The sequence below is a fragment of the Pseudomonas sp. PSKL.D1 genome, from assembly GCF_028898945.1.
Classification (GTDB): Bacteria; Pseudomonadota; Gammaproteobacteria; order Pseudomonadales; family Pseudomonadaceae; genus Aquipseudomonas.
This window is the reverse complement of record NZ_CP118607.1, coordinates 2,642,770-2,667,188: the sequence shown is the minus strand read 5'-3', so window position 1 is coordinate 2,667,188 and position 24,419 is coordinate 2,642,770. Positions and strand designations below refer to the sequence as shown.

Genomic DNA, 24,419 nt, shown 5'->3' with positions numbered 1-24,419 from the left:
GGGATGACACATGAGTAACCAGGCCCGCTTGCTGCCCTCGCTGCTTGACCGACTGCTGGACGATCGCCCGTTCCAGTCGGCCGAGCCGGCTGTGCAGCGCACCTGCTCGCTGGCCGAGTACAAGGCCAGCATCGTGCGCGACCTCGAGGTGCTGGTGAACACTCGCCAGTCCCTGGTGGCCGAGGAGCTCGAAGGCTTTAAACAGCTGGAGGGTTCCATCCTTGAATACGGCATGCCCGACTTCATCAGCCGCAGCGTGCTCGACCCCCATGATCGCCGGCTCATCCAGCAACAGCTGGAGCGGGCGATCAGCACCGGCGACCGGCGTTTTCGCCGGGTGCGCGTGCAGCTGCTGGCCCAGCAGGATGGCCACCGCATGTTGACCTTCCGCGTAGACGCCGTGTTGCGTTTGCAGGACATCAGCCGCCAGGTGTCGTTTGACGCCGTGCTGCAGGTCAACACCCAGGAATACAAAGTGCAGAACCTCAACTGATGCTCGACGAACTGCTGCCCTATTACGAAAAGGAACTGTCGCACCTGCGCTTCCTCGGCCAGGAGTTTGCCGCCCAGTACCCGAAAATTGCTTCTCGGCTGCTGATTGAAGGCGACAACTGCGAAGACCCGCATACCGAGCGCCTGATCGAGGCGTTCTCGTTCCTGTCTGCGCGCGTGCACAAGAAGCTCGATGACGAGTTTCCGGAAATCGTCGAGTCCTTCCTTGAGGTGCTGTACCCGCATTACCTGCGCCCAACGCCGTCGATGTCGATCGCCGAACTGAGCCTGGGCAAGCAGGAAAAGGTCACTGAAGCCTACCGTGTGGCCCGCCACACCGAACTGCATGCCAATGCCGTGGGCGGCGTGGTGTGCAAGTTCCGCACCTGCTACCCGGTAGAGCTGTGGCCGGTCACCGTGCAACAGGCGTCGTTCGCCGAGATGGAGCGCTCGGCGTTCAACGGCCACAGCGCCGACCTGGTGGCGCGCCTGCGCATCCGCCTGGCTGCCACCAGCGATGCGTTGTTCGGCCAGATGGACATCCAGCGCCTGCGGTTTTTCCTGGACGGCGAATCGACACTGATGCAGCAACTGTATGAGCTGCTGTTCAACAACCTGGCCAAGGCCACCTTGAGCTTCCAGGACGAAGGCCGCACCCGTGAAATCGCACTGCCCGCTAACGCGCTGCAGCCCGTAGGCTATGCCCGCGATGAGGGCCTGGTGGATTACTCCGAACGCTCGTTCCTGGGCTACCGTCTGCTGCACGAGTACTTCACCTTCCCCGACAAGTTCATGTTCTTCGACCTCGGTGGCTTCGCCCGCATCCTGCAGGGCAAGGCCATTGAGCAGGTCGAGCTCAACTTCTACTTCAACAACTATGACCTGAGCGAACGGTTGGCGCGGCTTACACAGAATATCGGCCGCAACAACTTCAAGCTCAATTGCACGCCGATCATCAACCTGTTCCGCCATCAGGCCGAACCGGTCAAGCTCACTCATACCCAGCACGAGTATGCGGTCACACCCGACACCCGCCTGCACAACGCGGCCGAAGTGGTGTCGATCGACCGTGTGCGGCGCGTGCGCAAGCTGGGTGGCGTCGACCACGTAGCCACCTGCCAGCCGTTCTTCGAGCCGCGTGGCGAACAAGCCACGCACACCAGCTTCTGGATTGCGCGCCGTCGCAATCAGGGTGACGCCACGGCCATGAGCATTCGCCTGGTCGACCGCGACCTGGAGCTGATCGACGGCAGCAGCGACACCCTGAGCATCGGGCTTACTTGCAGCAACCAGGATGTGCCGCTGATGCTGCCTTTTGGCGGCGAGCGTGGCGAGTTCAACATCCCCAGCAACTCGGTGATCAAAGACATCCGCTGCCTGCGCAAGCCCACCGCCACTGTACGCGTGCCGTTGGGCAAAGGGCTGATCTGGCGGTTGATTTCACACCTGTCGCTGAACCACCTATCGCTAGTCAGCCAGGGCCGCGAAGTGCTGCTGGAGCTGCTGTCGCTGTACAACTACCGCAATGCCTCGGCGGTGCGCAAACAAATCAATGGCATCAAGGCCATCAGCAGCGAGCCGGTGGTCACCCGCATCGGCCACCCGCGGCCCAATTTCGTGCGCGGCGTGGGCATTACCCTCACCCTCGACGAAAGCCAGTTCACCGGCAGCGGCGTGTTCCTGTTCGGCATGGTGCTGGACCACTTCTTTGGGCAGTACTGCTCGATGAACAGCTTCACCCAACTGACCCTGCGTTCCCAACAACGAGAAAAGAGAATCGTCCAATGGCCAGCACGTACTGGCGATCAGCCCCTGGTCTGATCGATCAGGCCCGAGCCGAGCCGCACCGATTCGAATTCTTTCAATTGGTGCGCTTGCTCCGCCTGCACTACAGCCGCACCGGGCGCATGGACCTGGCAACCCGGCCGCACGAAGACCCGCTGCGTTTTCGTACCCAGCTGTCGCTGGCGTTCCCGGCCAGCGAGGTCAGCGACCTGCACTTCGAGCGCGAGGGCAAGGTGTCGGCGGCCGGCCTGCCGCTGTCGGAGGTACAGGTGACCTTCATGGGCCTGGTCGGGCCGTCGGGGGTTTTGCCACGCCCGTATACCGAACTGCTGCTCGAACGCCACGTGCAGTACCGCGACGATGCCGCCCACGCGTTTCTCGACATCTTCTCGCACCGCATGACCACGCTGTTTTACGAGGCGTGGCAGAAGTACAAATTCCATATCGAGCACGAGCGCAACGGCACTTCGGGCTTTGATGGCTACCTGCTCAACCTGGTGGGCCTGGGCCCGCGCGCGCAAAAGCTCAAGTTCGAAGAGCAGCCGTCGGCATTGCGCCGCGACCTGTTCAGCTACTTTGCCGGGCTGCTCAGCCAGAAGCCGCGCAACGCGCTCAACCTTGAGGTGATGCTGGGCTTCTATTTTTCGCTGCCGATCAAGGTCAGGCAGTTCGCCGGGCGCTGGCTGCACCTGCAACCTGAGCAGCGCACTCAGCTGGGCCGCAAGCATGCCCAACTCGGCCAGGGGGCCGTGGTGGGCAACCGGGTCTGGGACTATCAATCGTGCGTGCGCATCGAGCTGGGCCCGCTGTCGCTGGCCGATTACCAGCGCTTTCAGCCGGGCACCGACTGCTACCGCAAGCTGGTCGAACTGGTGCGCTTCTATATAGGTGCGCAGCTCGACTTTGAAATTGCCCCGCGCCTCAAACGCGATGCCGTGCCACCTGCCCAACTGGGCCGTAGTGGCAATGTTGCCCTGGGCTGGCTGGGCTGGCTCAAACGCCCTGGCCGTGACGTGGAGCCTTCCCGTTGCGCCGTCTTCCACATTCCTTACGATGGGGTCGCCTTGTGAACCTGAAGTCTCTGTTCGCCAAGCTTAACGAAACCAGCCGCACGGCCACTGAAAGCGCGGCGGCCCTATGCCTGTCGGAGCACCACTACGATGTCGAGGTGGAACACCTGCTGTTGCAGCTGCTCGACAATAGCGAAAGCGACCTGGCGCCGATCCTGCGCCACTACGACGTGGTTGCCGAGCGCCTGCAGGCGCAGCTGGTCACCGCCTTGGGCACGTTCAAAAAGGGCAACACACGCACCCCGGCACTGTCACCGCACATCACCCGCATGATAGAGCAGGCCTGGCTGCTGGCCTCGATTGAGTACGGCGTGGGCCAAGTACGTAGTGGCCACTTGCTGCAGGCCCTGCTGGACGACGCCGAACTGCGTCGCGTGGTCATCGCCTCGGCACCGGAGCTGGAAAAGGTCAACGCCGATGACCTGCGCGTGAACCTTGCGGCACTGGTAGAAGGCAGCGCCGAATCGAAGCAGGCAAGCCCGTTGGCCAGCCCTGCCGCCCCGGTTGCTGCAACTGCCAAGGCAGGTGGTAAAACCCCGGCGTTGGACCAGTACACCGTCAACCTCACCCAGAGTGCCCGCGAAGGCCGCATCGACCCGGTGCTGGGCCGTGAGTTCGAGGTGCGCCAGATGGTCGACATCCTTACCCGTCGTCGTCAGAACAACCCGATTCTCACCGGCGAAGCGGGCGTGGGCAAAACTGCCGTGGTGGAAGGTTTGGCCCTGCGCATTGCCCAGGGCGACGTGCCGGCAGTGCTCAAGGACGTGGCCCTGCACACCCTCGACCTTGGCTTGCTGCAAGCCGGCGCCGGGGTCAAGGGCGAGTTCGAAAACCGCCTGAAAGCGGTGATCGAAGAGGTCAAGCGCAGCCTGCACCCGATCATCCTCTTCATCGATGAAGCCCACACCCTGATCGGCTCCGGCGGCCAGGCCGGGCAGAACGATGCCGCCAACCTGCTCAAACCAGCCCTGGCCCGTGGCGAGCTGCGCACCATCGCCGCCACCACCTGGGCCGAGTACAAGAAGTACTTCGAAAAGGACGCCGCCCTCGCCCGCCGCTTCCAGGTAGTAAAGGTAGAAGAGCCGGACGAAGACAAGGCCATTCACATGCTGCGTGGCCTGCTCGGCAAAATGCGCGAACACCACAAGGTGGCCGTGATGGACGAAGCGCTGGTGCAGGCCGTGCGCCTGTCCAACCGCTACATCACCGGCCGCCAGCTGCCCGACAAGGCCGTCAGCGTGCTCGACACCGCCTGCGCGCGCATTGCCCTGGCGCAATCGTCGCAGCCCGGTGCGCTGGAAGACAGCCGCCGGCAAATCGACAACCTGCAAGCCGAAATCGCCGTGCTCGACCACGAGGCCGGCAAGGGGCATGACCACGCCCGCCGCCTGGCCGAACTGCAAGCTGCCTTGCTCGCGGCCCAGCAGCAGGAGCAACAACTGAACGAACAGTGGCAACAGGAACTGGCGTTGGTCGAACAGCTTAAGGCGCTGGATGCCGCCAACGACGCCGATGCCACGCAACTCAACGCCCTGCGCGCGGAACTGGCCCGCGTGCAAGGTGACCAGCCCTTGGTGCATGCCCTGGTCGACAGCGGCGCCATCGCCCAGGTCATCAGCGGCTGGACCGGCATCCCGCTGGGCAAGATGCTGCGCGACGAGATTGACACCGTGCAACGCCTGCCGGCACTGCTGGGCGAGCGCGTGCTGGGCCAGGACCACGCCCTGCACGAAATCGGCAAGCGCATCAAAATTTCCCGCGCGCGCATGGAAGACCCGAACAAACCGATCGGCGTGTTCCTGCTGCTCGGCCCCAGCGGTGTGGGCAAGACCGAAACCGCGCTGGCCCTGGCCGACACCCTGTATGGCGGTGAGCGCAACCTGATCACCATCAATATGTCCGAGTACCAGGAAGCCCATACCGTATCGAGCCTGAAGGGTTCCCCGCCCGGCTACGTCGGCTACGGCGAAGGCGGTGTGCTGACCGAAGCCGTGCGCCGCAAGCCCTACAGCGTGGTGCTGCTCGATGAGGTGGAAAAAGCCCACCCCGACGTGCTCGAACTGTTCTTCCAGGTGTTCGACAAGGGCGTGCTGGACGACGGCGAAGGCCGCGAGATCAATTTCCGTAACACGGTGATCATCCTCACCTCCAACACCGGCACCGAGCGCATCATGCAAACCTGCCTGAACGCCACCGAAATGCCGACGCCCGGGGCCATCGTCGAAGGCTTGCGTGACGAGCTAAACCGCGTATTCAAACCGGCCTTCCTCGGCCGCCTGAGCATCGTGCCGTTCTACCCGGTGCAGGACCAGATCCTGGAGCGCATCGTCGCCCTGAAACTCGATCGCATCGCCAAGCGCTTTGCCCGCAACCATCAGGCCGAACTGAGCTACGACGCGGCACTGGTCAAGGCCATCGCCGCGCGCTGCACCGAGGTCGACAGCGGCGCGCGCAACATCGACAACATCCTGTCGCAAACCCTGATGCCGGAACTGGCCCAGCACGTGCTGGAGCGCATGGCCCAGGACACCCCGATTGAACGCCTGGTCATCGAGCTGGGCAGCGATGGCGATTTCGCCTATCGCCTGGCCTGACCCGGAGGTTTAGCCACCATGCAACACAAGCACACTGCCCTCAAACGCCTGACTGCCGCCGCACTGTTGGTGGCCCTGGCCGGTTGCGGGGTGACCGACCGCATCGGCAAGCGCATGGAAGACAGCTGGGCGGCCGACATGGTGGCCGATAGCGAAAAGGTCATCCTGACCTCCGATGGCGGTAATCAGCTCAACCCCGATGCCGACGGCAAGCCTTTGTCGGTGGTGATGCGCGTGTACCAGCTGACCGACCTTGAACGCTTCGCGGCCACCGATGCCGACACGTTGTGGGACGCCCCTGAAAAGGCCTTGGGCAACACATTGGTGGAAGCCCGTGAGCTCACCCTGCTGCCGGGCATCGGCCAGATCGACCAGTGGCCACTGGCCAAGAGTGCACGTTACGTGGGCGTGGCGGCGTTTTTCCGCAATGAACAGGACGCGCGCTGGAAAGTGGCCTTCGACGCCAACTCGCTGCGCAAGGACGGCATCTGGTTCTCGTCGGACGGCCTGCGGGTATTGGTGGACAAGACCGAAATCAGCGCCATGCGCGGCGTGGATGTGCTGAACAAGCCACCAACCGAGGCGCAATTGGCCGCTGCCAAAAAGGCTGAGGACGCACCGGCCACCCTGACCGAGAAGCTGCAGGACGTCGCAATCGACAAAGCCACCGACATGGCCGGGCAGTCAGCACAAAACGCCATGGATTCAACCTTCAACTCTTTAGTGGATAGCGTCAAATGAGCAAGCAGAGCCGGGTGATGTGGTCGGAAGGGATGTTCCTGCTGCCTCAGCACTTTCAGTATCAGGATGAATTCCACCAGCACCAGTTGGCTGAGTCGACCCTGCGCGCTACCCCATTCCACTGGGGCGTGCAGGTGCTGGAAGTGGACACCGATGCCCTGGCCAACGGCTCGCTGCAACTCAAGCGCCTGAAGCTGGTGTTCCCGGACGGCAGCCTGTACGACGCCCCGCAGCACGACCCGCTGCCGGCCGCCCGCGACCTTAAGGACCTGCTCAAGGCCAACGACCTCAAGGTTTACGCCGCGCTCAAACTGCCCGAGCCATTCGGCCTGAACTACGTCGAAGACAGCCAGGCACACAAAGCCGCACGGCGCTTTCGCAAGCAGTTCGATACCCTGCCCGATCTCAATGAAGGCGAGCTGGAAAACGAAATCACCAGCCTGCGCCTGAACGTGGTGCTGCTGGTCGACGGTGACAATCTTGATGGCTTCAGCCACTGCCCGCTGGCCGTGCTCACGCGCAACAGCATGGGCGGCTTCAACCTCGACCCGCATTATGTGCACCCTACCGTGCACCTGGGCAGCCACTCCACCCTTGTCGGTATCGCCAAGCGCCTGCTCGCCGCGCTGCATGCCAAGAGCAATGTGCTGTCTGGCCGCCGCCGTGAGCGCGCCGACCAGATCGCCGAGTTCGGCTCCAGCGATGTCACCCTGTTCTGGCTGTTGAACACGGTCAATCGTGCCTGCCCGCAGCTGGCGCACCTGCTGGCCCACCCACGGCTGCACCCGGAGCGCCTGTACCTGTTCCTGGCCGACCTGGCCGGCGGCCTGCTGACCTTCAGCCTGGACACCCACCTCAGCGACATCCCCGAGTACGACCACCGCGACCCGGCTGCCTCGCTGGCCAAGCTCGACGAGATGATCCGGGTGATGCTGGACAACGTCGTCCCCAACCAGTGCGTGGTGATCGACCTCAGCCAGACCAAGCCGTCGTACTGGCAGGGCCGCTTGCTCGACCCGCGCCTGGCCGAAGCCGACTTCTATATCTCGGTGCACGCCGACATGCCCAGCGCGAGCCTGCTGGAATTGGTGCCCCGTGCGTTCAAGGTCGGCTCACCCGAGGACATCGAAGTGGTGGTCAACAGCGCCATGCCGGGCGTTACGCTCAACCACGCCGCACGCCTGCCCAACGCGATCCCGATGCGCCTGGACAACCAGTATTTCGCCATCGAGCCCCATGGCCCGGTGTATGAGCGAATGATGAATGCCCAAACCCTCTGCTTCTACACGCCCAGCGCGTTTACCAACCTCAAGTTTGAACTGATGGCGGTGCTCAAATGACCGAAGCCGTACTGCAACAGGGCGCCAGCACGGCTGCCGACGAAAAACCGACGCTCAAAAGTCTGGTTCAGGACTTCATCAGCATGGCGCTGATCGTGCGCCGTGGCCGCCAAGTGACGTCGGTGCCGGCCTTCGAAAGCAGTGTCGAGCGTTTCTTCGCCAACCTGGAGCGCGATGCACGCGCCGCCAATTACAGCGTCGAGCAGGTCAAAGACACGCAGTACGCGCTGTGCGCCTTCCTGGACGAAAGCGTGCTACGCGCCGGTGACACCGAACTGCGCAGGCATTTTGAACTGCAGCCCCTGCAGTTCCGCTACTTCGGTGTGCACCTGGCGGGCGAAGGGTTCTTTGAAAAGATCGATGCGTTGCGCGCCGATGTGAAGCAGAACCTGGACGTACTCGAGGTTTACCACCTGTGCCTGGCCCTGGGCTTCGAAGGCAAGTTCAGCCTCGGCCAGAAAGACCAGTTGCGCTACCTGGCCAACACCTTGGGCCAGGACATTGCCCGCTACCGTAAAGCGCCCAAAGCCTTGTCACCGGACTGGGCGCTGCCGGACCAGGTGTCGCAAATGCTGCGCCACGAGGTACCGCTGTGGGTATACCTGGCGTTGATCGCGCTGGCCTGCGTGGCCGTGTACGCGACGCTCGACTGGTTGCTGGACAAGGACGTTGCCGCCCTGTCCGAACAAATCCGCCAGCTGTTCAGTGCCTGAGCACACCTCAGGTAGCCGAGTCAGGAAGACATGAAAACATTACTGCGTCTGTTGAAAAGTTTCTGGATTCTCCTGCCACTGCTGTGGCTGGTGAGCCTGTTGGTCTGCTGGTTGGCCGCACCGCACGTGCCATGGCTGCGCCACCACGTACCTGAAGCGCTGGCGATCATCAGCGCCGCCTTCCTGCTGGTGATCGTGCTGCGCCAGTACCAGCGCATTCGCGCGGAACACAACCTGGAGAACCTGCTGCAGATCGAAGTGGATCGCTCGTGGAATGCCACCGGCGAATTCCGTGATCAGCAAGTGCTGCGCGAGCGCCTTAAACACGCCATCGCCATGTTGCGCACTGACCGCTCCGCCGGAGGCGGCGGCAAGGCGGCGCTGTCTGACCTGCCCTGGTACCTGGTGGTTGGCATGTCAGCCGCCGGCAAAACCTCGCTGCTGACCCATTCCGGCCTGTCAGCCAGCATCGCCACCGGCAATGATTCGGAAAGCGGTACCCAGCACTGCGACTGGTACTTCAGCCCCGACGCCGTAATGATCGATACCGCCGGCCGTTACCTGCACGACGACCAGTCGGCCAGCGAGTTCTCCGCGTTCCTGCGCATGCTGCGCAAGCAGCGGGGCAAGGCTGCGATCAACGGCCTGGTGCTGGTAGTAAGCTTGCCTGAACTGCTGGCCTTCAACAGCGAACAACGCAACGCGCGCGCTGCCCAACTGGTTGCGCGGATTCAAGCCTATGCCGAGTGCCTGGGCGCCAACCCGCCGATCTACCTGATGCTGAGCAAGACCGACCAGTTGCCGGGCTTCAACCAGGCATTCGATGGCCTTGACCTGCACGAGCGCCAGCAGCCATTGGGCATGACCTTTGGCCTCTCGGAAATCCGCAACAACGGCCTGCACGCGGTACTGCATGCGCGCCTGAAGAAGCTGCAGAGCCACGTGCGCCAGCACGTCGACGCCCAGGTCATCGCCCTGGGTGCCGAGGCCGACAGCACCTTGCTCAACTTCCCGCAATACTTTGCCGCACTCAGCGGTGTGCTGGAACAGTTCCTCGACCACTTCACCCAAGCGCACCCTGGCGCCGCCCCACTGCTGCTGCGAGGCCTGTACTTCACCAGCGCGCTGCAAACCGAGCAGCAGTTGCGGCAGGTCTACGAAGACGACATCGCAGACGCGTTTGCCCTGCAGGTCAGCGAAGACGGCAACGGCGCCACTGAAACGCTGGCAGGTAACCGCAGCTATTTCATCACCGACACCTTCCGCCGGGTGATTTTCCCCGACCGTGACCTGACCCTCTATCAGTCTCGCCAAGGCCACCAGGCCAGCTTCAGCCCGCTGCTGCTGGGCGTGGCTGCGGCCACCGGGCTGCTGTTCATTGGCTGGCAGGCATTGTCGTTCGCCAACAACCGCCAATGGCTGGACAGCCTGCGCGGGCAACTGGCGCAGATTGAACAAGCCGAAGATCGCAACCAACTGTTGGCCGCCGGCAAGGGCCTGGAAGTGCTCCGCGCACAGATGGCAACCGTAGAAGACCATCGCCTGCAGGGGGTGCCACTGGCACTGAGTGCTGGCTTGTACCATGGCGAGGCGATCCATCAGGTAACCCGCACCGCCTACCTGGCGCAACTGCGCAGCCAGGCACTGGAGCCGATCGCCCGCAACCTGCAAGTACAGATGCGCGCGTTCAATACCTTCGCCAGCGGCATCAATCAGGAAATGGAGTTTACCCCTGCCCCGGCCACGAAAAAGCGCAATGGCAAACCACTGGCGCCCGCCGTGGCTGCCCGCGCCCAGGCTGCGCTGGGCAGCACACGCGCCGGTGCCTATGCCGCCAAGGTTAACCTCGCCAGTGCCAGCGATGCGGCCGAGCTGTCGGCCACTACCGGCGGCCTGTCGCTGTCCGAAGAAATGCTAGGCCGTTTGGACGAGCAGCAAGTGGCGTCGATCATCGAGGCCTACAACACCCTCAAACTGTACCTGCTGCTCACCGAGCCCCAGGCGCACCCGGACGCTGCCTTTGTCACGGCCAGCCTGCCCCAGGCCTGGGCCCGCGCAGCCGGCGAAGGCACCCCGGCCGATGAGGGGGTGATCGATGAAAACGCCCCGCTGTATGTTCAATTGCTGGAACAGGGCCAGGCGCCTTCACTGCCGCGCAACGAGCAATTGATCGATGAAACCCGTCAGAACCTGAAGTCGTTCATGATTTCCAGCTCGCTGGTCGACCGCGAGTACCTGCGCCTGCAGCTCGAATCCAGCCGCCAGTTCCCGGCGCTGAGCCTCAGCGACCTGGTGCCGCAGCCTGGCCGTGCACTGTTGTACGGTTCTGCGGGCGTACCCGCCATCTACACGCGCCAGGGCTGGGACACGTTCGTCAAACCCGAGCTGATCAAGCTGGTGTCGGGCAACCTGCGCAACGAATCGGACTGGGTTCTGGACGGCGAAGGTGGTGATGCCATCGTGCAGAAGGCCAACTTCGTGCGCGAGTTCATGACCCGCTACAAGCGCGACTACACCCAAGCCTGGTACAAGATGGTCAGCAGCGTCGGCGTGCGCCATTTCGCCGACCTGCCATCGGCCACCCAGCAACTGGGCCTGCTCAGCGACGTACAGCAGTCGCCCGTGAAGAATCTGCTGGCGGCGGTCAACGACAACACCCAGTGGGACGTGCCGGTAAAACGGGAAATCCCGGTGCCGGGCGTGGTGCGCAATGACGGTTTCTGGAGCAAGGTCACCGGCCTGCTCGACAGCAGTGACGCCCTCCCCGCCGATGTCGCGCCGGCCCTGCCGGCTGTCGACGACGGCAGCCTGGCCAAACGCTTCGAGCCGGTGGCACGGGTGTTTGCCACAAACAACGCCGAGGGTGCCGACAGCACCATCATGGACCGTTACCTGGCCGCGCTGCGCAAGCTCAAGGTACGCATGAACAACATCCAGCGCTCGCAGGATGTGGGCAAGAGCAGCAAATTGCTGATCAGCGAAACCCTGGAAGGCCAGCCAAGCGAAGTCACCACCGTGCGCAACTACGTGGAAAGCAGCGTCGACACCAGCCAGGACGGCCTGTCGCGCTCGCTGCAGGGGTTGTTCAGCCTGCCTATCCAGTATGCCTGGGAAACCCTGCGCGACCCGGCCGGCCAACAGATTGCCAAGGCCTGGGCGCAGCAGATCGCCAAGCCTTGGGAGCAAGTCATGGCACACCGCTACCCCATTGCTGGCGGCAGCCGCAACGAGGCTTCGGTAAAAGACCTGCAACGCTTCGTCGACCCGGACAGCGGCCTGCTGCCCACGTTCAAACGCAACGAAATCGGCAACCTGGCCGGTGGTGAAGGCCTGGGGCTAGGCGATGGCAAGGCGCCTGCGCTGGTCAACCCGGGCATGATCAACAGCATCGACAAGGCCAGCTCGGTGGGCCAGGTCATTGCCAGCCTGTCAGACCGCGAAAACGGCTTTGAAATCATGCTGGAGCCCTCGGCCAACTTCACCGACATCGTGTTCACCCTCGATGGTCAGGAGCAGCACTACCGCAACGGCCGCAGCAGCTGGAACCGCTTCGCGTGGCCGGGCACCAGCAGCGCGCCGGGCGCACGGCTGGACGTAGTGACCCTGAGCGGTGCGCGGGTCACCGTGTTCGACTTCCCGGGGCGCTGGGGCCTGTTGCGCATGAATGAAAGCGCCCGGGTCGAAGACCTGGATGGCATTCAGCAGCGCTTCAGCTGGAACACCGCCAACGGCCGGGTGAGCCTGGTGGTACGCAACTTTGGCGGGGTCAAGCTGACCGACCTGAGCGAAGTGAAAGCACTGAGCGCACTCAACGGCAGCGGCAGGGGCGCACAATGATCGGTTGCTTCGGCAAGCTCCCGTCGAGCGCGGACTTCGTCAGCCTGCATGGTGCGGCGCAAGAGGTTTGCGAATTCGACGCCTGGCTGCAGGCTTCGCTGGCGGCCATGCGCCACCGCGAAGACTGGCCGGCGTTGTTCGACGCGCTGCCGATGTGCTTCTTCAACTACCGCGCGCGCAATGGCAACTGGTTGCTGGGCGGCATGCTCAGCTCGCAGGATGCCAGCCAGCGGCGCTACCCTTTCTTCATCTTCCAACTGCTCAAGGGCGAGGAAGGTGCCGTACTGGTAAACCCGTTTACACTGGGCGAGTTGTTCAGCGCGCAGATCAAGCCGCTGCTGCACCAGGCCGTGCAAGGCGCCGACAGCGCCGCCCTGTTTGAACGCATCAAGGCGCTGCGCCCGCTGCAGGTTCAGGACCTGGACCTGTTCCGCCGGGTGCACGCCAAGTTCCTGCATGACTACAGCTTTGCCGACGTAGCGCGTGCCCTGCATGGCTCCTGGCCGGCGTTTGACGGTGCCACGGCCCTGGCACGGCTGAAGGCGACATGGCCCTCGCTGCACAGCGACTTCGAAGGCGGTATCGAACTGCCGCTGCCTGCCGAACGCGGCCTGAAAAACCCCACGGCCGACCTCTGGCTGACCTGGCTGACCCGTATGAGCGGGCATTCCGGCGTGCCGGCCGTGACCCTGCTGGCCGACGATTTCATGCACCCGCGCCTGTATGGCTTCCCATCACGCCATGCCAGCTGCGCCTATCGCCTGCTCAGCGGTACGGCCGACGCCCGGCTGCACCTGGAGCTGTTGAGCCCTCTGGCGCAGCCGACGCGCCCTTACGAATACGACCGCCCTCTTGAACACATCATCGACCAGTTCGTCGATGCGCTGGATGCGACGCCTGTATGAACAAGATCAAGTACTACTGCCTGCGTTACCAACCCTACCTGCTGGGGGTGGCGTTCTTCCTGGCGATCTTCGTGGTGTGGGCCATCGGCCGCGCCGTGGGCTTTGCTTCGCTGCACAGCCTGCTGGCGGGTATCGGTGTGTTCCTGCTGCTGTCGGCGGGCTACGTGCTGCTGATGTACCGCGGCGCCGGCCAGCACCACAACCTCGAAGGGCTGCTGCGTGACGACGCCGACCAGGCCGTGCTCAACGCCACCCCGGCGGATCGCGAAGAGGTCAGCCTGTTGCGCGAGCGCCTTTTGCAGAGCATCGAGCGCCTGCACAACAACAAACCCCAAGGCACTTCGGGCAACGATGCCTTGTACGCCCTGCCCTGGTACCTGGTGATCGGGCAGCCGGCTGCCGGCAAGAGCACCATGATCCTGCAGTCGGGCCTGAACTTCCCCTACGCCGAGCGTGAAGGTGCGCGAGTGTCTGGCCTGGGTGGCACACGCAACTGTGACTGGTTCTTCAGCTCCGAAGCCGTGCTGCTGGACACCGCCGGGCGCTACATGAACAGCCCCGAGGAAGCCGGCAAATGGCGCGGCTTTTTGCAACTGCTGCGCCAGCATCGCCAGCGCCGGCCACTCAACGGCCTGATCGTCAGCGTGAGCATCGACGACATCCTGCACGGTTCGCCCGAAGACCAGGACCGCGTGGCCAAACGCCTGCGCGAACGCATTCAGGAAAGCTGCGCCCTGCTCGAAGTGCGCCTGCCGATCTACCTGGTGTTCACCAAGTGCGACCTGATCCCCGGCTTCACCCCTTTCTACCGCCAGCTGGACGATGCCGCGCGCGGTGAAGTGATGGGCAAGACTTTCTCCCACAAAGGCTACGAACACGCTGACTGGGGCCAGCGCTTCGGCAAGGCGATGGACGAGCTGACCGGTTACTGGCAGCAGGTCGCCAGCCGGCAGTTGGTGCAGCAGGACATCCAGGTAACCCGGCAAAACAACGCCGCCTACCGCTTCCCGCTGGAACTGGCCGCGCTCAAGCCGCGCCTGCAGCAATTCGTGGCCAGCCTGCTGCGGGCCAACCCTTATCAGCCTGCCGAACTGCTGCGCGGCTTTTACTTCACCGCGGCGCTGCAAGCTGACGAAGCCCTTTGGGGCAGCCACGGCCAGCAGGTAGCCGACCGTTTTGCCCTGCAACAGGATGAAAGTGCGATGGCCGCAGGTAGCCAGCCTGCACCGCTGTTCATCAACAGCCTGTTCCGCAAGGTGATCATTCCTGACCAGCACCTGGTGGCCCTGTACACCAGCAACCAGCGCGAACGCCGCCGCAAAGCTACCTGGGTGGGCGCCGCCGGGCTGGCGGGCCTGATGCTGTGCAGCCTGTGGGGCTGGTCGTACCTGAACAACCGCGCCACCCTGGCCAGCATTGCCAGCGAACTGGCCCAGGCCAAGGCCGAAGACAAAGCCGCCGCTGGCCAGTACACCGCCTGGCGCAGCCTCGACCGCTTGCGCTTTTGGGCAGCTCATTATTACCAACAGCACCACGAACAGGGCGTGCCACTGGGCATGCGCCTGGGCCTGTATCACGGCCACGACGTGGAGCCCCACCTGCGCAGCCGTTACTTCGCGACCCTGCAGAGCGTGATGCTCAAGCCGACCGCGGACAACCTGACCCGCACCTTGTACCTGCTGACCCGGTTCGAGGTGTACCAACGCAACACCCCTACGCTGAAGCCGGTACAAGGCGTGGACAGTGTCGAGGCTGAAGCCCTGCCCCATGACAACCGCGCCCAGTCGATTGCCGATTTTGGCAAGCGCACCCTGGACACCTACACGATGCTGTCGTCCACCCCGCGCGAAAAAACCGATGCAGCGCTGCTCAAGGCGCGCCTGCCGGACTACTGGTACCCGGCCATCACCCGCCAGACCGGCAAAAACCTGGCCGCTGCCAGCAGCGAAACAGGAGGCAATCAGGACTATGTGTATGCAAGCCGGCAAATCGCCTTCTACAGCGAGCAATTGCCTGAGGCGGATGTGCCGCGCATTCTCGACAACGCGTTCCTGACGTCCAGTTCGCGCAACTACATCAACAGCCTCCAGGCTCAGACGCTGCGCTCGATCGAAACCATCACGCTGGAGTCCGACACCCTGTTCGCCTTCGGCCGTGCCGACTTCCAGAGCCTGAAAAGCGAGGGCCAGAACCAGCTGAGCGCAATCGCCGGCAAGCTGCTGAACACCCCCAACATCGGCAAGATCGTCATATCGGGCCACGCCGACCAGCTTGGCGACCGCCAAGGCAACCTGCAGGTTTCCAGGCAACGGGCTCAGACCATTCGTACCTACCTGGTCGGCAAAGGTGTGCCTGCCGAACTGGTGGACGCGCGAGGCGAAGGCAGCCTCAAACCGCTGGTGAACTGCGACATGCAGCAACCCCGGGCACAGCTGATCAAGTGCCTGGAGCCCAACCGGCGCGTGGAAATCGAAGTGCGCGGGCTCAACTGAAGCGGCGCCGCAAGAACCTGCCACCCGGGCCTCACAGGAGTCCGCCCGGGTGGCGGCAAGCTACCTCGGCCGCCACAGGCGGCGAGGTCAAAACCCAGGGACGCATGAGCGACCCTTTAGATGATGTTAATGGAGAGTTTCACAATGGCTTTTGACGCGTATATCCAAATCGACGGCATCCCAGGCGAAGTACTGGATGAAAAACACAAGGACTGGATCGAAGTGCTGGGCTACGAGTACGGCGCCACCCAGGCCTCCTCGGCAACTGCCAGCTCCTCGGGCGGTGCGTCGTCCGAGCGTGTTGCCCTGACCGACTTCAAGATCCGCAAGGCCGTCGACAAGGCCTCGGCCAAGCTGTTCGAACACTGCTGCACCGGCAAGCACATTGCCAAACTGAAACTGAACGTGAACCGCGCCGGTGGTGACAAGGTCACCTACCTGACCATCGACATGGAAGAAGTGATCGTTTCGTCGGTCAAGTTCCTGGCCGGTGGCAACCAGAGCGGTGAAGACAAATCGGTAAGCGACCTGCCGATCGAAGAAATCAGCTTCAACTTCGCCCGCATCAAGACCACCTACACCCAGCAGAACCGCACCGACGGCCAGGCTGGCGGCAACATCGTCGGTGGCTGGGACCGCACCGCGAACAAAGTGTTTGCCTAAGCACTGGCTGGACTGTGGGCCGCGCAAGCGGCCCATGTTTCGTGGCGGGCCGGGTCATCCGGCCCGCCACTCCCCTACCCTGACCCGAGTGATTTATGCCTGAACTCCTCAACGACCTGTCGCTGGCCGAGCTGACCACACCGATTGACGGTGGCAGTGGCGAGGACTTGAGCTTCTCCGCCTTGTTCGACCAGATCAAGGAAGCGCGCCGGGCAGACCCCGACTACCTGACCCAGGGCGACTGGCAAACCGACCTGAAAACCGCTGACTGGGAACAGGTGATCAACCTGTCCGCCCAAGGCCTTGCGCAGCAGAGCAAGGACTTGATGCTGGTAAGCTGGCTTAGCGAAGGCCTGGCTCAACGCGAGCAATTCCAAGGCATCACCTTCGGCCTGACGCTGGCCGAGCGCATTCTCGAAACTTTCTGGGACAACAGTTATCCGTCGCTGGAAGACGGCCTGGACGAGCGCGTCGCGCGCCTGGCCTGGCTTAACACAACGCTCACCGACATTGCCGGTGGCTTGCCTATTACCCAAGGGCAGCACTTTGGTGTGCTGCGCTATGACGAATCACGCCACGTGGAAAACCTGGCCCTGCAAAACCCCAAGGCCATGCAGGCCGCCCTGAACGAAGGCAAGATCAACGCCGAGATTTTTCAGCGTTCCGTGGCCCTGAGCGACACTGAACACCTGCGGGCCAAGGCCATGCAGATTACCGCCAGCCTGCAAGCCTGCAGCCGCCTGCAAGCCATCACTGACCGCCAGTTTGGCCATGAGGCACCGAGCTTCGCCAGCCTTGCAGACATGCTCACACGCGCCAGCCAATTGGCAGAAAAGCTGCTGAAAGATCGCGGGGTCGAATTGCACCCTGTCGCCGCAGCCGAGCCGGTGACCGATGCCGCCGTAGCCACTCCCACCGAAGCGGGTGCCCCCATGAACAGCCCAGCCGCCGCCCCCGCGCAAATGCGCACCACGCCCCTGACCCGCGACGAAGCCTTCACCATGCTTGCCGGCATCGCCCAGTTCTTTAAACAGAGCGAGCCGCAAAGCCCGGTGCCGTACCTGATCGAACGTGCCATCAAATGGGGCAACATGCCGCTGGAAGGCTGGCTGAGTGATGTGATCAAGGACAGCAATGTGGTGGATAACATTCGCGACGTACTCGGCACGCGAGAAAGTCGCTGACACCACTGACTTGCCGCCGAGCGGGCTGCATGATTAGAATGCGATCAATTCTTAATTGCACCCCTCTTCCCCATGCCGCCCGCCGACCCCACGCTCAACCTGCAGGTCCAGACGCTGTACACCGACCACCACGGCTGGCTGCAAGGTTGGCTGGGGCGCAAGCTGGGCAACGCCTGCGATGCCGCCGACCTGGCCCATGACACGTTCCTGCGCCTGCTGGGGCGCCACGCCGCCCAACCCATGGGCAGTGAGCCACGCGCGTTGCTCACGCACATCGCCAAGGGGCTGCTGATTGACCGCTGGCGGCGTCAGGATGTGGAGCGTGCCTACCTCGAAGCCATCGCCCACCTCCCGGCCCCTGAGGTGCCATCAGCGGAAACACGCTGGCTGATCCTGGAAACACTGCACCGCGTCGACGCGATGCTGCGCGAAATGCCGGCGCGGGTGCGTAAGGTGTTTTTGCTGTCCCAGCTGGACGGTTTGACCTACGCCGAAATCGCCGAGCAGTTGGAGGTGTCGCTGATCACCATCAAACGCGACATGCGCACGGCGTTCCTGGCCTGCCTGAGCCTCGACACATGAGCGCCCGAATAGACCCGCACATCCTCGGCGAGGCAGCCGACTGGCTGGTGCAGTTGCAGTCGGGGAGCGCTACCGAGGCGGACCATGTCGCCGTGCAGGCGTGGTGCAAGCGCAGCAGCCAGCATGAACTGGCTTGGCAACGGGCTGAGGCCATCCTTGGCGATTTCCGCCAACTACCCACGCCGGTGGCCGGTGAAACCCTTCGCCGTCTCAGCCAGCAGGGGGCGGTAAACCGCCGTCAGGCCATGCAGCGCCTCGGCCTGTTGCTGATGGCCGCCCCGGCCGCGTGGCTGGCGTGGCGCGAAACACCCTGGCAACAGTGGGCCGCTGACGCCCGCACCGCCGTGGGTGAGCAGCGCCCGCTGACACTGGCCGACGGCAGTCGGTTGTTGCTCAATACGGATACGGCCATCGACATCGCCTTCAGCGCCGGTGAGCGTCGCATCGACTTACTCAACGGGGAAATCCTGCTCACCTCGGCATCTGACCCTCGGCCGTTACGGGTGCGCACGCTGCACGGCACGGCGCAGGCGTTGGGCACACGCTTCAGCGTACGCATTGCCGGCCCCGTCACCCGCGTAGCGGTACTCGAAGGCACGGTGGATGCGCGCCCCCTGCACGGCATGGGCAATCTGGTGCTGCAGGCCGGCCAACAGGCCGCCTTCACGGCCGATCTCGTGCAGCCTGCCACGGTGCTGGACAGCGGCGACCTGGCCTGGGAGCACGGCATGCTGATGGCCCGCAACATGCGCTTGGCCGACTTGCTTCTGGAACTCGGCCGCTACCGCTCCGGGGTATTGCGCTGCCACCCGGCGGTGCGCGAGCTCAAGGTGTCGGGCGCGTTCCCCTTGGCAGATACCGACGCCAGCCTGCGCCTGCTGAGCGACACACTGCCGGTCAGCGTGCAGGGCCTGACCCGCTATTGGGTGACCGTGGAACCGCGCGTGTAATTTTTTTTGCGATTGCCTGATACCTTTTGCTGCGTCGTCCGGTGATGAGTGCAGAACCCCTCACTTCTGCACCCACAGGACCACCGCATGACGCCTCGCCCCCGCTTTCGCCTCAAAGCCCTGACCCTGGCCATGGCCCTCGGCGCCCTGGCGCCTACCCCGGCGCTGATGGCAGCAGACGCCAGCACCAGCGCCCGCAGCTACCACATCGCGGCCGGCCCGCTGGCCGATGTGCTGGCCCGCTTTGCCGCCAACGCCGGCGTGCCGCTGTCGTTCGACCCGGCACTGCTCAATGGCATCCACAGCCAAGGCCTGGACGGCACCTACAGCGTGCCGGACGGCTTCGCCCGCCTGCTCGATGGCAGCGGCTACAGCCTGATCAGTACCGACAGCGGCGGCTACACACTGGCCCCGACCGTGGACCTGGGCAATGCACTGGAGCTGGGGGCGACCACCATCAACAGCAACCTGGCCGCCAGCAGCGACACATGGCAAGGCGGCCAGGTGGCCCGTACCGCGCGCCTGGGTGTACTGGGCGATCAGCCGATCAGCGACGTGCCGTTCAGTGTTACCAGCTACACCGCCAAAACCATCGCCGATCAGCAAGCCCGCACCCTCGGCGACGTACTGCTCAACGATGCGTCGGTGCGCCAGTCGGCAGGCTTTGGCAACTTTTCCCAGGTGTTCACCATCCGCGGCCTGCCGCTGAACACCGACGACATCAGCTACAACGGCCTGTATGGCGTGCTGCCACGCCAGATCGTGACCACCGAGGCGCTTGAGCGGGTTGAGGTGTTCAAAGGCCCCAATGCCTTCCTCAATGGTGTCGCGCCGCAGGGCAGCGGCATCGGCGGCTCGGTCAACCTGGTGCCCAAACGTGCCGAAGACACGCCTACCCGCCGCGTGACGCTGGACTACGCCACGGGTGACAACGTCGGCGGCCACCTCGACCTGGGCAAGCGCTTTGGCGAAGACAACCGCTTTGGCGCACGTATCAACCTGGCCCAGCACGACGGTGGCACTGGCGTGGACGACGAAGCACAACATTCCACCCTGATTGCCGTGGCGCTGGACTACCGGGGCGAACGCCTGCGCCTGTCCACCGACCTGGGTTACCAGAAGCAACGCATCAACGAAGGCCGGGCGGTGATCTACCCCACCGGCACCAAAGTGCCGCACGCGCCTTCCGCACGCGACAACTACGCCCAGGCCTGGAGTTGGTCGCAGCTGGAAGACACCTACGGCATGGTCAACGCCGAGTACGACCTGAACGACGACTGGACGCTGTATGCCGGGGCCGGCGCAAAACATACCCGGGAAAACGGCGAATATTCGTCGCTGTACGTCAGTGACGAGAACGGCACCGCGCGGGGCGGCTTCCTTTATTCGCCCCACGACGAAGACAACAAAAGCGCCGTGGCCGGCATCAACGGCCGCTTTGCCACCGGCCCGGTCACCCACCGGGTGAACTTCGGCTTGTCGGGCATGTGGGGCGAACAGCGCTCGGCCTATGAGGCGATACTGTCGGCCAACCGCTATGACACCAACCTGTACAACCCGGTGCAGGTGCCGCGCCCGACCAACACCTACTTCGGCAGCGACCTGCACGACCCGCGTATCGTCGGCAAGAACCGGGTCAAAAGCGTGGCTGTGTCCGACACCCTGGGCTTTTTCGACGACCGTGTGCTGCTGACACTGGGCGTTCGCAAGCAATCGATCGGCGTCGACGGCTGGGCGACGGCCACCGGCGTGCGCAACGCCAACTATGACGAGACCATCACCACCCCGGTGTACGGCCTGGTGGTCAAGCCGTGGGAGCATGTGTCGTTCTACGCCAACCGCATCGAGGGCCTGGCCCAGGGCCCGACCGCGCCGTCGAGTGTGAGCAACGCAAACGAAGTGTTCCCGCCCAAGCGCAGCAAGCAGGTAGAGGCCGGCGTGAAGCTGGACTGGGCCACGTACGGCGCCACCCTGGGCGTGTACCGCATCGAACAACCCAACAGCACCACCTACCGCGCACCGGGCGCCACGCTGGACACTTTCAGCATGGACGGCGAGCAGGTCAACAAGGGTGTGGAGCTGAACCTCTTCGGCGAGCCGATCGACGGCCTGCGGCTGCTGACCGGCGCGGTATTCATGCACACCGAACAGAAGAACACCGCCAACGGCAGCAACGACGGCAACCGCGCCGCCGGCGTGCCGCGCTTCCAGTACAACCTGGGCGCCGACTGGGATGTGCCGGGTATTGCCGGAGCCGCGCTCAGTGCACGCATGCTGCGCACGGGCGGGCAGTACGTGAATGCCGCCAACAGCCTGAGCATTCCGGCCTGGACCCGCGTCGATCTGGGCGGGCGTTACAGCTTCAAGCTCGATGACAAGCAGGTAACCCTGCGCGCCAACGTGGAGAACGTGGCGAACAAGGCTTATTGGGCGTCGGCGTCAACGTCCAACAACTACCTGACCCAAGGTACGCCAAGGATCTTGCGCGTGTCGGCCACCGTGGATTTCTGAAGGCGCACCCCATTTTGTAGGAGCGGATTTACCGAGACGTCGGACCACCGTGATGCAGGCGACGCGGTGGATGGCACCGGCCTTGCCGGTGTTCGCGGATAAATCCGCTCCTACAGGCATGCGCAATCCCTGTGGGAGCGGCTTTAGCCGCGAAAGGGCCGTTACAGGCTTACGGCTGGCTTGCCACAACCCCCTTGTCCCGCTCGCTGATCACATACTGCCGGTACTCCGGATCGGCCTTGATCTGCGCGTCGGTGAACGGGATTGGCGCCAGCTGCTTGGCCGAAAACGCCTTGGTCTGGTCACTGCTGTGCGCCGAACCGGTTTCGCTGGACTGTGAAAACGCCAGCAACCCACGCGCCTGCGGCCCTTGATCGGTAAAGCTGACCAGCTGCAAGTAGCTGGTGCCACTGACCACCAGCCGTTTGCCCGGCCCGCTTGGCACGCTGTAGATCGCGTTGTACACGCCCAGCCCTTGCGGCCCGCCCGGTACCGGGGTGCCATCAGCCGATTGCTGAATCTGGCCCCAACGTGCCCCCTCCTCCACACCGGCCTTGGCCACTTGCTGCAACGAAGCCAGCGCTGCTTCACGCACCAGCTTGCTCACCACCGCCTGCTCCACCGCCAGGCCACGCGGGGTGTGCTGCGGGTCTTCGGGGTTGAAGGCCACGCGCCAGGCTTTAGGGTTTGCCGCCAGGGCCTCGAAAATGTTCTTGAAGTGCACCAGGCCGATGCCACTGTCGAGGTCTGCCTTGCCGTTCCAGGCGGCCAGGCTGGCGCACAGGCCTTTGAGGTCGGCCTCGGCGCCCTTGCACCACTGCAGCAGGTCTGGCAGCACCAGGCTGGCCAGGTACACCTCATCATCGAACACCATGCGCTGCAGGTCGTCCACGCCAATGCGTGCAGTGCCTTGCAGGCGTTCAAGGGCATAACGCCCGCGCATGCCCAGCGGCTGGTCGTTGCGGCTGATCAACGGTGAGTAGCCGGTCAATGGCTGGGCCGGATTGGCCAGCCAGGCCGGGTCGTTGGAGTTTTGCACGAAATCGCTGCGCTCAAGGCTGGGCAGCATGTGCGCTGGGAAAATGCCTGGCTGCGCGGCTTGTGCATCAACCTTCCACTGGCAGGCGCTGCGCGAGCCGTCCAGCACCACCAGCGGCCCTTGCATGGCCGGGTTGCTGCACTGGCTGAGCAGGGCCTGGTCCACGTAAGGCACCACGGACTGGTTCAGGTACAGCGACTTGCCGGCCGCATCCACTGCCAGGGTGTTGACCCACGGGATGCCCTGCAATTGCTTGATGGAACTCTTGAGTGCCTCCAGGCTGTCGGCCCGGTTGATGCGGTACCACTGCTGCAGCACGCGGGTGTTGTCCAGGTTGGCATCGCGCAGGCTGAAGGCAGCCTCGCGGGTCCAGTCAAGGCGGCCTGGCCACTGCACCACCGGGCCGAACTTCGAGCTGTACACCTGCCGCTCGACCTGGCTCAGGGTGCCGTCCTCGGCTTTGACCGTCACGCTGACTGCCTGCCGGGCAAGAGGCAGAGACTGGCCATCAAGCAGGTAGCGAGTCGGGTCTTTGGGGTCCAGTTGCAGGCGGTACAGGGTGAAATGCTTCGAGGTGTCGACCGTGTGGGTCCAGGCCAGGTGGCGGTTGAAGCCGATGTTGACCATCGGCAGGCCCGGCAGCGCCGCGCCCATGACGTCCAGCTGGCCAGGGATGGTCAGCTGCATCTGGTAGAAGCGCATGCCGCCCATCCACGGGAAGTGCGGGTTGGCCAACAGCAGGCCACGGCCATTGGCCGAGCGTTGCGCGCCTACGGCCACGGCGTTGCTGCCGCGCTCGGATGCAAAGCGTTGCTGTTGCGCCAGGGCCACGTCGAAGGCTGGCGTCGCCTGCTGGCTGGCAAGCTGCGGCGGCTGTGCGCCGGCCAAGGCGTCGATGAACTGGCCAACGCCACCTTCGGCCAGTAGCCGGCGGGTCAGTTTGATCAGGTCCTGGCTGGTGATGGCCCGCACCCATTGGCCATCCCCGCACTCGGGCGGCAACCCCTGGCTGCGGCGCTCGCCCAAGGCACGGTTAAAACCGCTGGCATAACCGTCCAGCAGGTTGCGCACCTGTTCGGGCTGCGCCTGCAGGTAGGCACTCACCGCCTCGGGCGAGTTGAGCCAGGTAAAGAACAGGTCACTGGCGAGGTTGTCACGCTGCTCGACGGTTTTGCCCCTGGGCCCGAAATAGCGCGAACGCTCGCCGTTGACCGTCAGCACTTCATTGGCCAGCAGGCACAGGTTGTCCTGGGCATAGGCGTAGCCGATGCCGTAGCCCAGCCCTCGCTCGTCCTTGGCCACGATGTGCGGTACGCCAAAACTGGTGCGGCGGATTTGCGCGCTGGCATCAGCGCCGGTTTCAAGCGCTTGCGCGGCGAAGCTGGTGGCGACCAGTGCGGCGGCCAGGCCGGCGCAGGTCAGGGAACGCGAAAATGGCAACACGGGCACTCCTCGGATTCGGGGGTCATTCCCGATTCAGACGAATGGCTGCATGAAAATTTTACGCAGGCCTGGCCCCGC

16 protein-coding genes are annotated in these 24,419 nt (G+C 63.9%); 15 read left to right on the top strand and 1 reads right to left on the bottom strand.

Going from position 1 to position 24,419, the window contains the following annotated elements; genetic code table 11:
* Positions 1-10: 10 nt before the first annotated feature.
* The 15 genes from tssE (at position 11) to PVV54_RS11745 (ending at position 21,859) form a co-directional block, all read left to right on the top strand.
* A complete protein-coding gene (gene tssE / locus PVV54_RS11815) occupies positions 11-493 on the top strand; it encodes a type VI secretion system baseplate subunit TssE (protein ID WP_274910111.1) in 483 nt (160 codons plus the stop codon).
* Entirely contained in the window at positions 493-2,313 is a 1,821-nt protein-coding gene (tssF, locus tag PVV54_RS11810) for a type VI secretion system baseplate subunit TssF (protein ID WP_274910110.1), read from the top strand. The genes tssE and tssF overlap by 1 nt, the downstream gene beginning before the upstream one ends.
* Positions 2,277-3,347, top strand: coding sequence for a type VI secretion system baseplate subunit TssG (tssG, locus tag PVV54_RS11805; protein ID WP_274910109.1), 1,071 nt, complete (start codon positions 2,277-2,279; stop codon positions 3,345-3,347). Before tssF ends, tssG begins: the two co-directional genes overlap by 37 nt.
* Positions 3,344-5,941 carry a type VI secretion system ATPase TssH gene (gene tssH / locus PVV54_RS11800; RefSeq protein ID WP_274910108.1) on the top strand — a complete coding sequence of 866 codons (2,598 nt, stop codon included), beginning with the start codon at positions 3,344-3,346 and terminating at the stop codon, positions 5,939-5,941. The genes tssG and tssH overlap by 4 nt, the downstream gene beginning before the upstream one ends.
* Before the next feature lie 18 nt (positions 5,942-5,959).
* The gene (gene tssJ / locus PVV54_RS11795; RefSeq protein ID WP_274910107.1) at positions 5,960-6,682 is read left to right on the top strand and encodes a type VI secretion system lipoprotein TssJ; all 723 of its coding nucleotides are present in this window, start codon (positions 5,960-5,962) and stop codon (positions 6,680-6,682) included.
* A complete protein-coding gene (tssK, locus tag PVV54_RS11790) occupies positions 6,679-8,022 on the top strand; it encodes a type VI secretion system baseplate subunit TssK (RefSeq protein WP_274910106.1) in 1,344 nt (447 codons plus the stop codon). The genes tssJ and tssK overlap by 4 nt, the downstream gene beginning before the upstream one ends.
* Positions 8,019-8,735 (top strand): type IVB secretion system protein IcmH/DotU, encoded by a 717-nt coding sequence (icmH, locus tag PVV54_RS11785; protein ID WP_274910105.1) that lies wholly within the window; start codon positions 8,019-8,021, stop codon positions 8,733-8,735. Before tssK ends, icmH begins: the two co-directional genes overlap by 4 nt.
* Positions 8,736-8,765: 30 nt before the next feature.
* On the top strand, positions 8,766-12,572 hold the full coding sequence (locus PVV54_RS11780; RefSeq protein WP_274910104.1) for a type VI secretion protein IcmF/TssM N-terminal domain-containing protein: 3,807 nt from the start codon (positions 8,766-8,768) through the stop codon (positions 12,570-12,572).
* Positions 12,569-13,477: a type VI secretion system-associated protein TagF gene (gene tagF, locus PVV54_RS11775; RefSeq protein ID WP_274910103.1), complete on the top strand. Its 909-nt coding sequence runs from the start codon at positions 12,569-12,571 to the stop codon at positions 13,475-13,477. Before PVV54_RS11780 ends, tagF begins: the two co-directional genes overlap by 4 nt.
* Complete coding sequence (tssM, locus tag PVV54_RS11770; RefSeq protein WP_274910102.1) at positions 13,474-15,969, top strand: type VI secretion system membrane subunit TssM; 2,496 nt, start codon at positions 13,474-13,476, stop codon at positions 15,967-15,969. The genes tagF and tssM overlap by 4 nt, the downstream gene beginning before the upstream one ends.
* A 144-nt stretch (positions 15,970-16,113) precedes the next feature.
* Positions 16,114-16,632, top strand: a complete 519-nt coding sequence (locus tag PVV54_RS11765) for an Hcp family type VI secretion system effector (protein ID WP_274910101.1) — start codon at positions 16,114-16,116, stop codon at positions 16,630-16,632.
* Between the two features lie 95 nt (positions 16,633-16,727).
* Entirely contained in the window at positions 16,728-17,816 is a 1,089-nt protein-coding gene (gene tssA, locus PVV54_RS11760; protein WP_274910100.1) for a type VI secretion system protein TssA, read from the top strand.
* A gap of 72 nt (positions 17,817-17,888) precedes the next feature.
* Positions 17,889-18,398, top strand: a complete 510-nt coding sequence (locus PVV54_RS11755; RefSeq protein WP_274910099.1) for a sigma-70 family RNA polymerase sigma factor — start codon at positions 17,889-17,891, stop codon at positions 18,396-18,398.
* Entirely contained in the window at positions 18,395-19,348 is a 954-nt protein-coding gene (locus PVV54_RS11750) for a FecR domain-containing protein (RefSeq protein ID WP_274910098.1), read from the top strand. Before PVV54_RS11755 ends, PVV54_RS11750 begins: the two co-directional genes overlap by 4 nt.
* 87 nt (positions 19,349-19,435) lie before the next feature.
* The gene (locus PVV54_RS11745) at positions 19,436-21,859 is read left to right on the top strand and encodes a TonB-dependent receptor (protein WP_274910097.1); all 2,424 of its coding nucleotides are present in this window, start codon (positions 19,436-19,438) and stop codon (positions 21,857-21,859) included.
* A 169-nt stretch (positions 21,860-22,028) separates the two neighbouring features.
* Here the strand turns inward: PVV54_RS11745 and pvdQ are convergent, their stop codons facing one another.
* Positions 22,029-24,341: a bifunctional acylase PvdQ gene (pvdQ, locus tag PVV54_RS11740; RefSeq protein ID WP_274910096.1), complete on the bottom strand. Its 2,313-nt coding sequence runs from the start codon at positions 24,339-24,341 to the stop codon at positions 22,029-22,031.
* Positions 24,342-24,419: the final 78 nt, after the last annotated feature.

Coding starts and splice junctions, on each gene's coding strand:
- tagF (WP_274910103.1), top strand. CDS start 12,569: ATGATCGGTTGCTTCGGCAAGCTCCCGTCGAGCGCGGACTTCGTCAGC.
- icmH (WP_274910105.1), top strand. CDS start 8,019: ATGACCGAAGCCGTACTGCAACAGGGCGCCAGCACGGCTGCCGACGAA.
- tssE (WP_274910111.1), top strand. CDS start 11: ATGAGTAACCAGGCCCGCTTGCTGCCCTCGCTGCTTGACCGACTGCTG.
- tssF (WP_274910110.1), top strand. CDS start 493: ATGCTCGACGAACTGCTGCCCTATTACGAAAAGGAACTGTCGCACCTG.
- tssG (WP_274910109.1), top strand. CDS start 2,277: ATGGCCAGCACGTACTGGCGATCAGCCCCTGGTCTGATCGATCAGGCC.
- PVV54_RS11765 (WP_274910101.1), top strand. CDS start 16,114: ATGGCTTTTGACGCGTATATCCAAATCGACGGCATCCCAGGCGAAGTA.
- tssJ (WP_274910107.1), top strand. CDS start 5,960: ATGCAACACAAGCACACTGCCCTCAAACGCCTGACTGCCGCCGCACTG.
- tssA (WP_274910100.1), top strand. CDS start 16,728: ATGCCTGAACTCCTCAACGACCTGTCGCTGGCCGAGCTGACCACACCG.
- tssK (WP_274910106.1), top strand. CDS start 6,679: ATGAGCAAGCAGAGCCGGGTGATGTGGTCGGAAGGGATGTTCCTGCTG.
- PVV54_RS11745 (WP_274910097.1), top strand. CDS start 19,436: ATGACGCCTCGCCCCCGCTTTCGCCTCAAAGCCCTGACCCTGGCCATG.
- tssM (WP_274910102.1), top strand. CDS start 13,474: ATGAACAAGATCAAGTACTACTGCCTGCGTTACCAACCCTACCTGCTG.
- PVV54_RS11750 (WP_274910098.1), top strand. CDS start 18,395: ATGAGCGCCCGAATAGACCCGCACATCCTCGGCGAGGCAGCCGACTGG.
- PVV54_RS11755 (WP_274910099.1), top strand. CDS start 17,889: ATGCCGCCCGCCGACCCCACGCTCAACCTGCAGGTCCAGACGCTGTAC.
- PVV54_RS11780 (WP_274910104.1), top strand. CDS start 8,766: ATGAAAACATTACTGCGTCTGTTGAAAAGTTTCTGGATTCTCCTGCCA.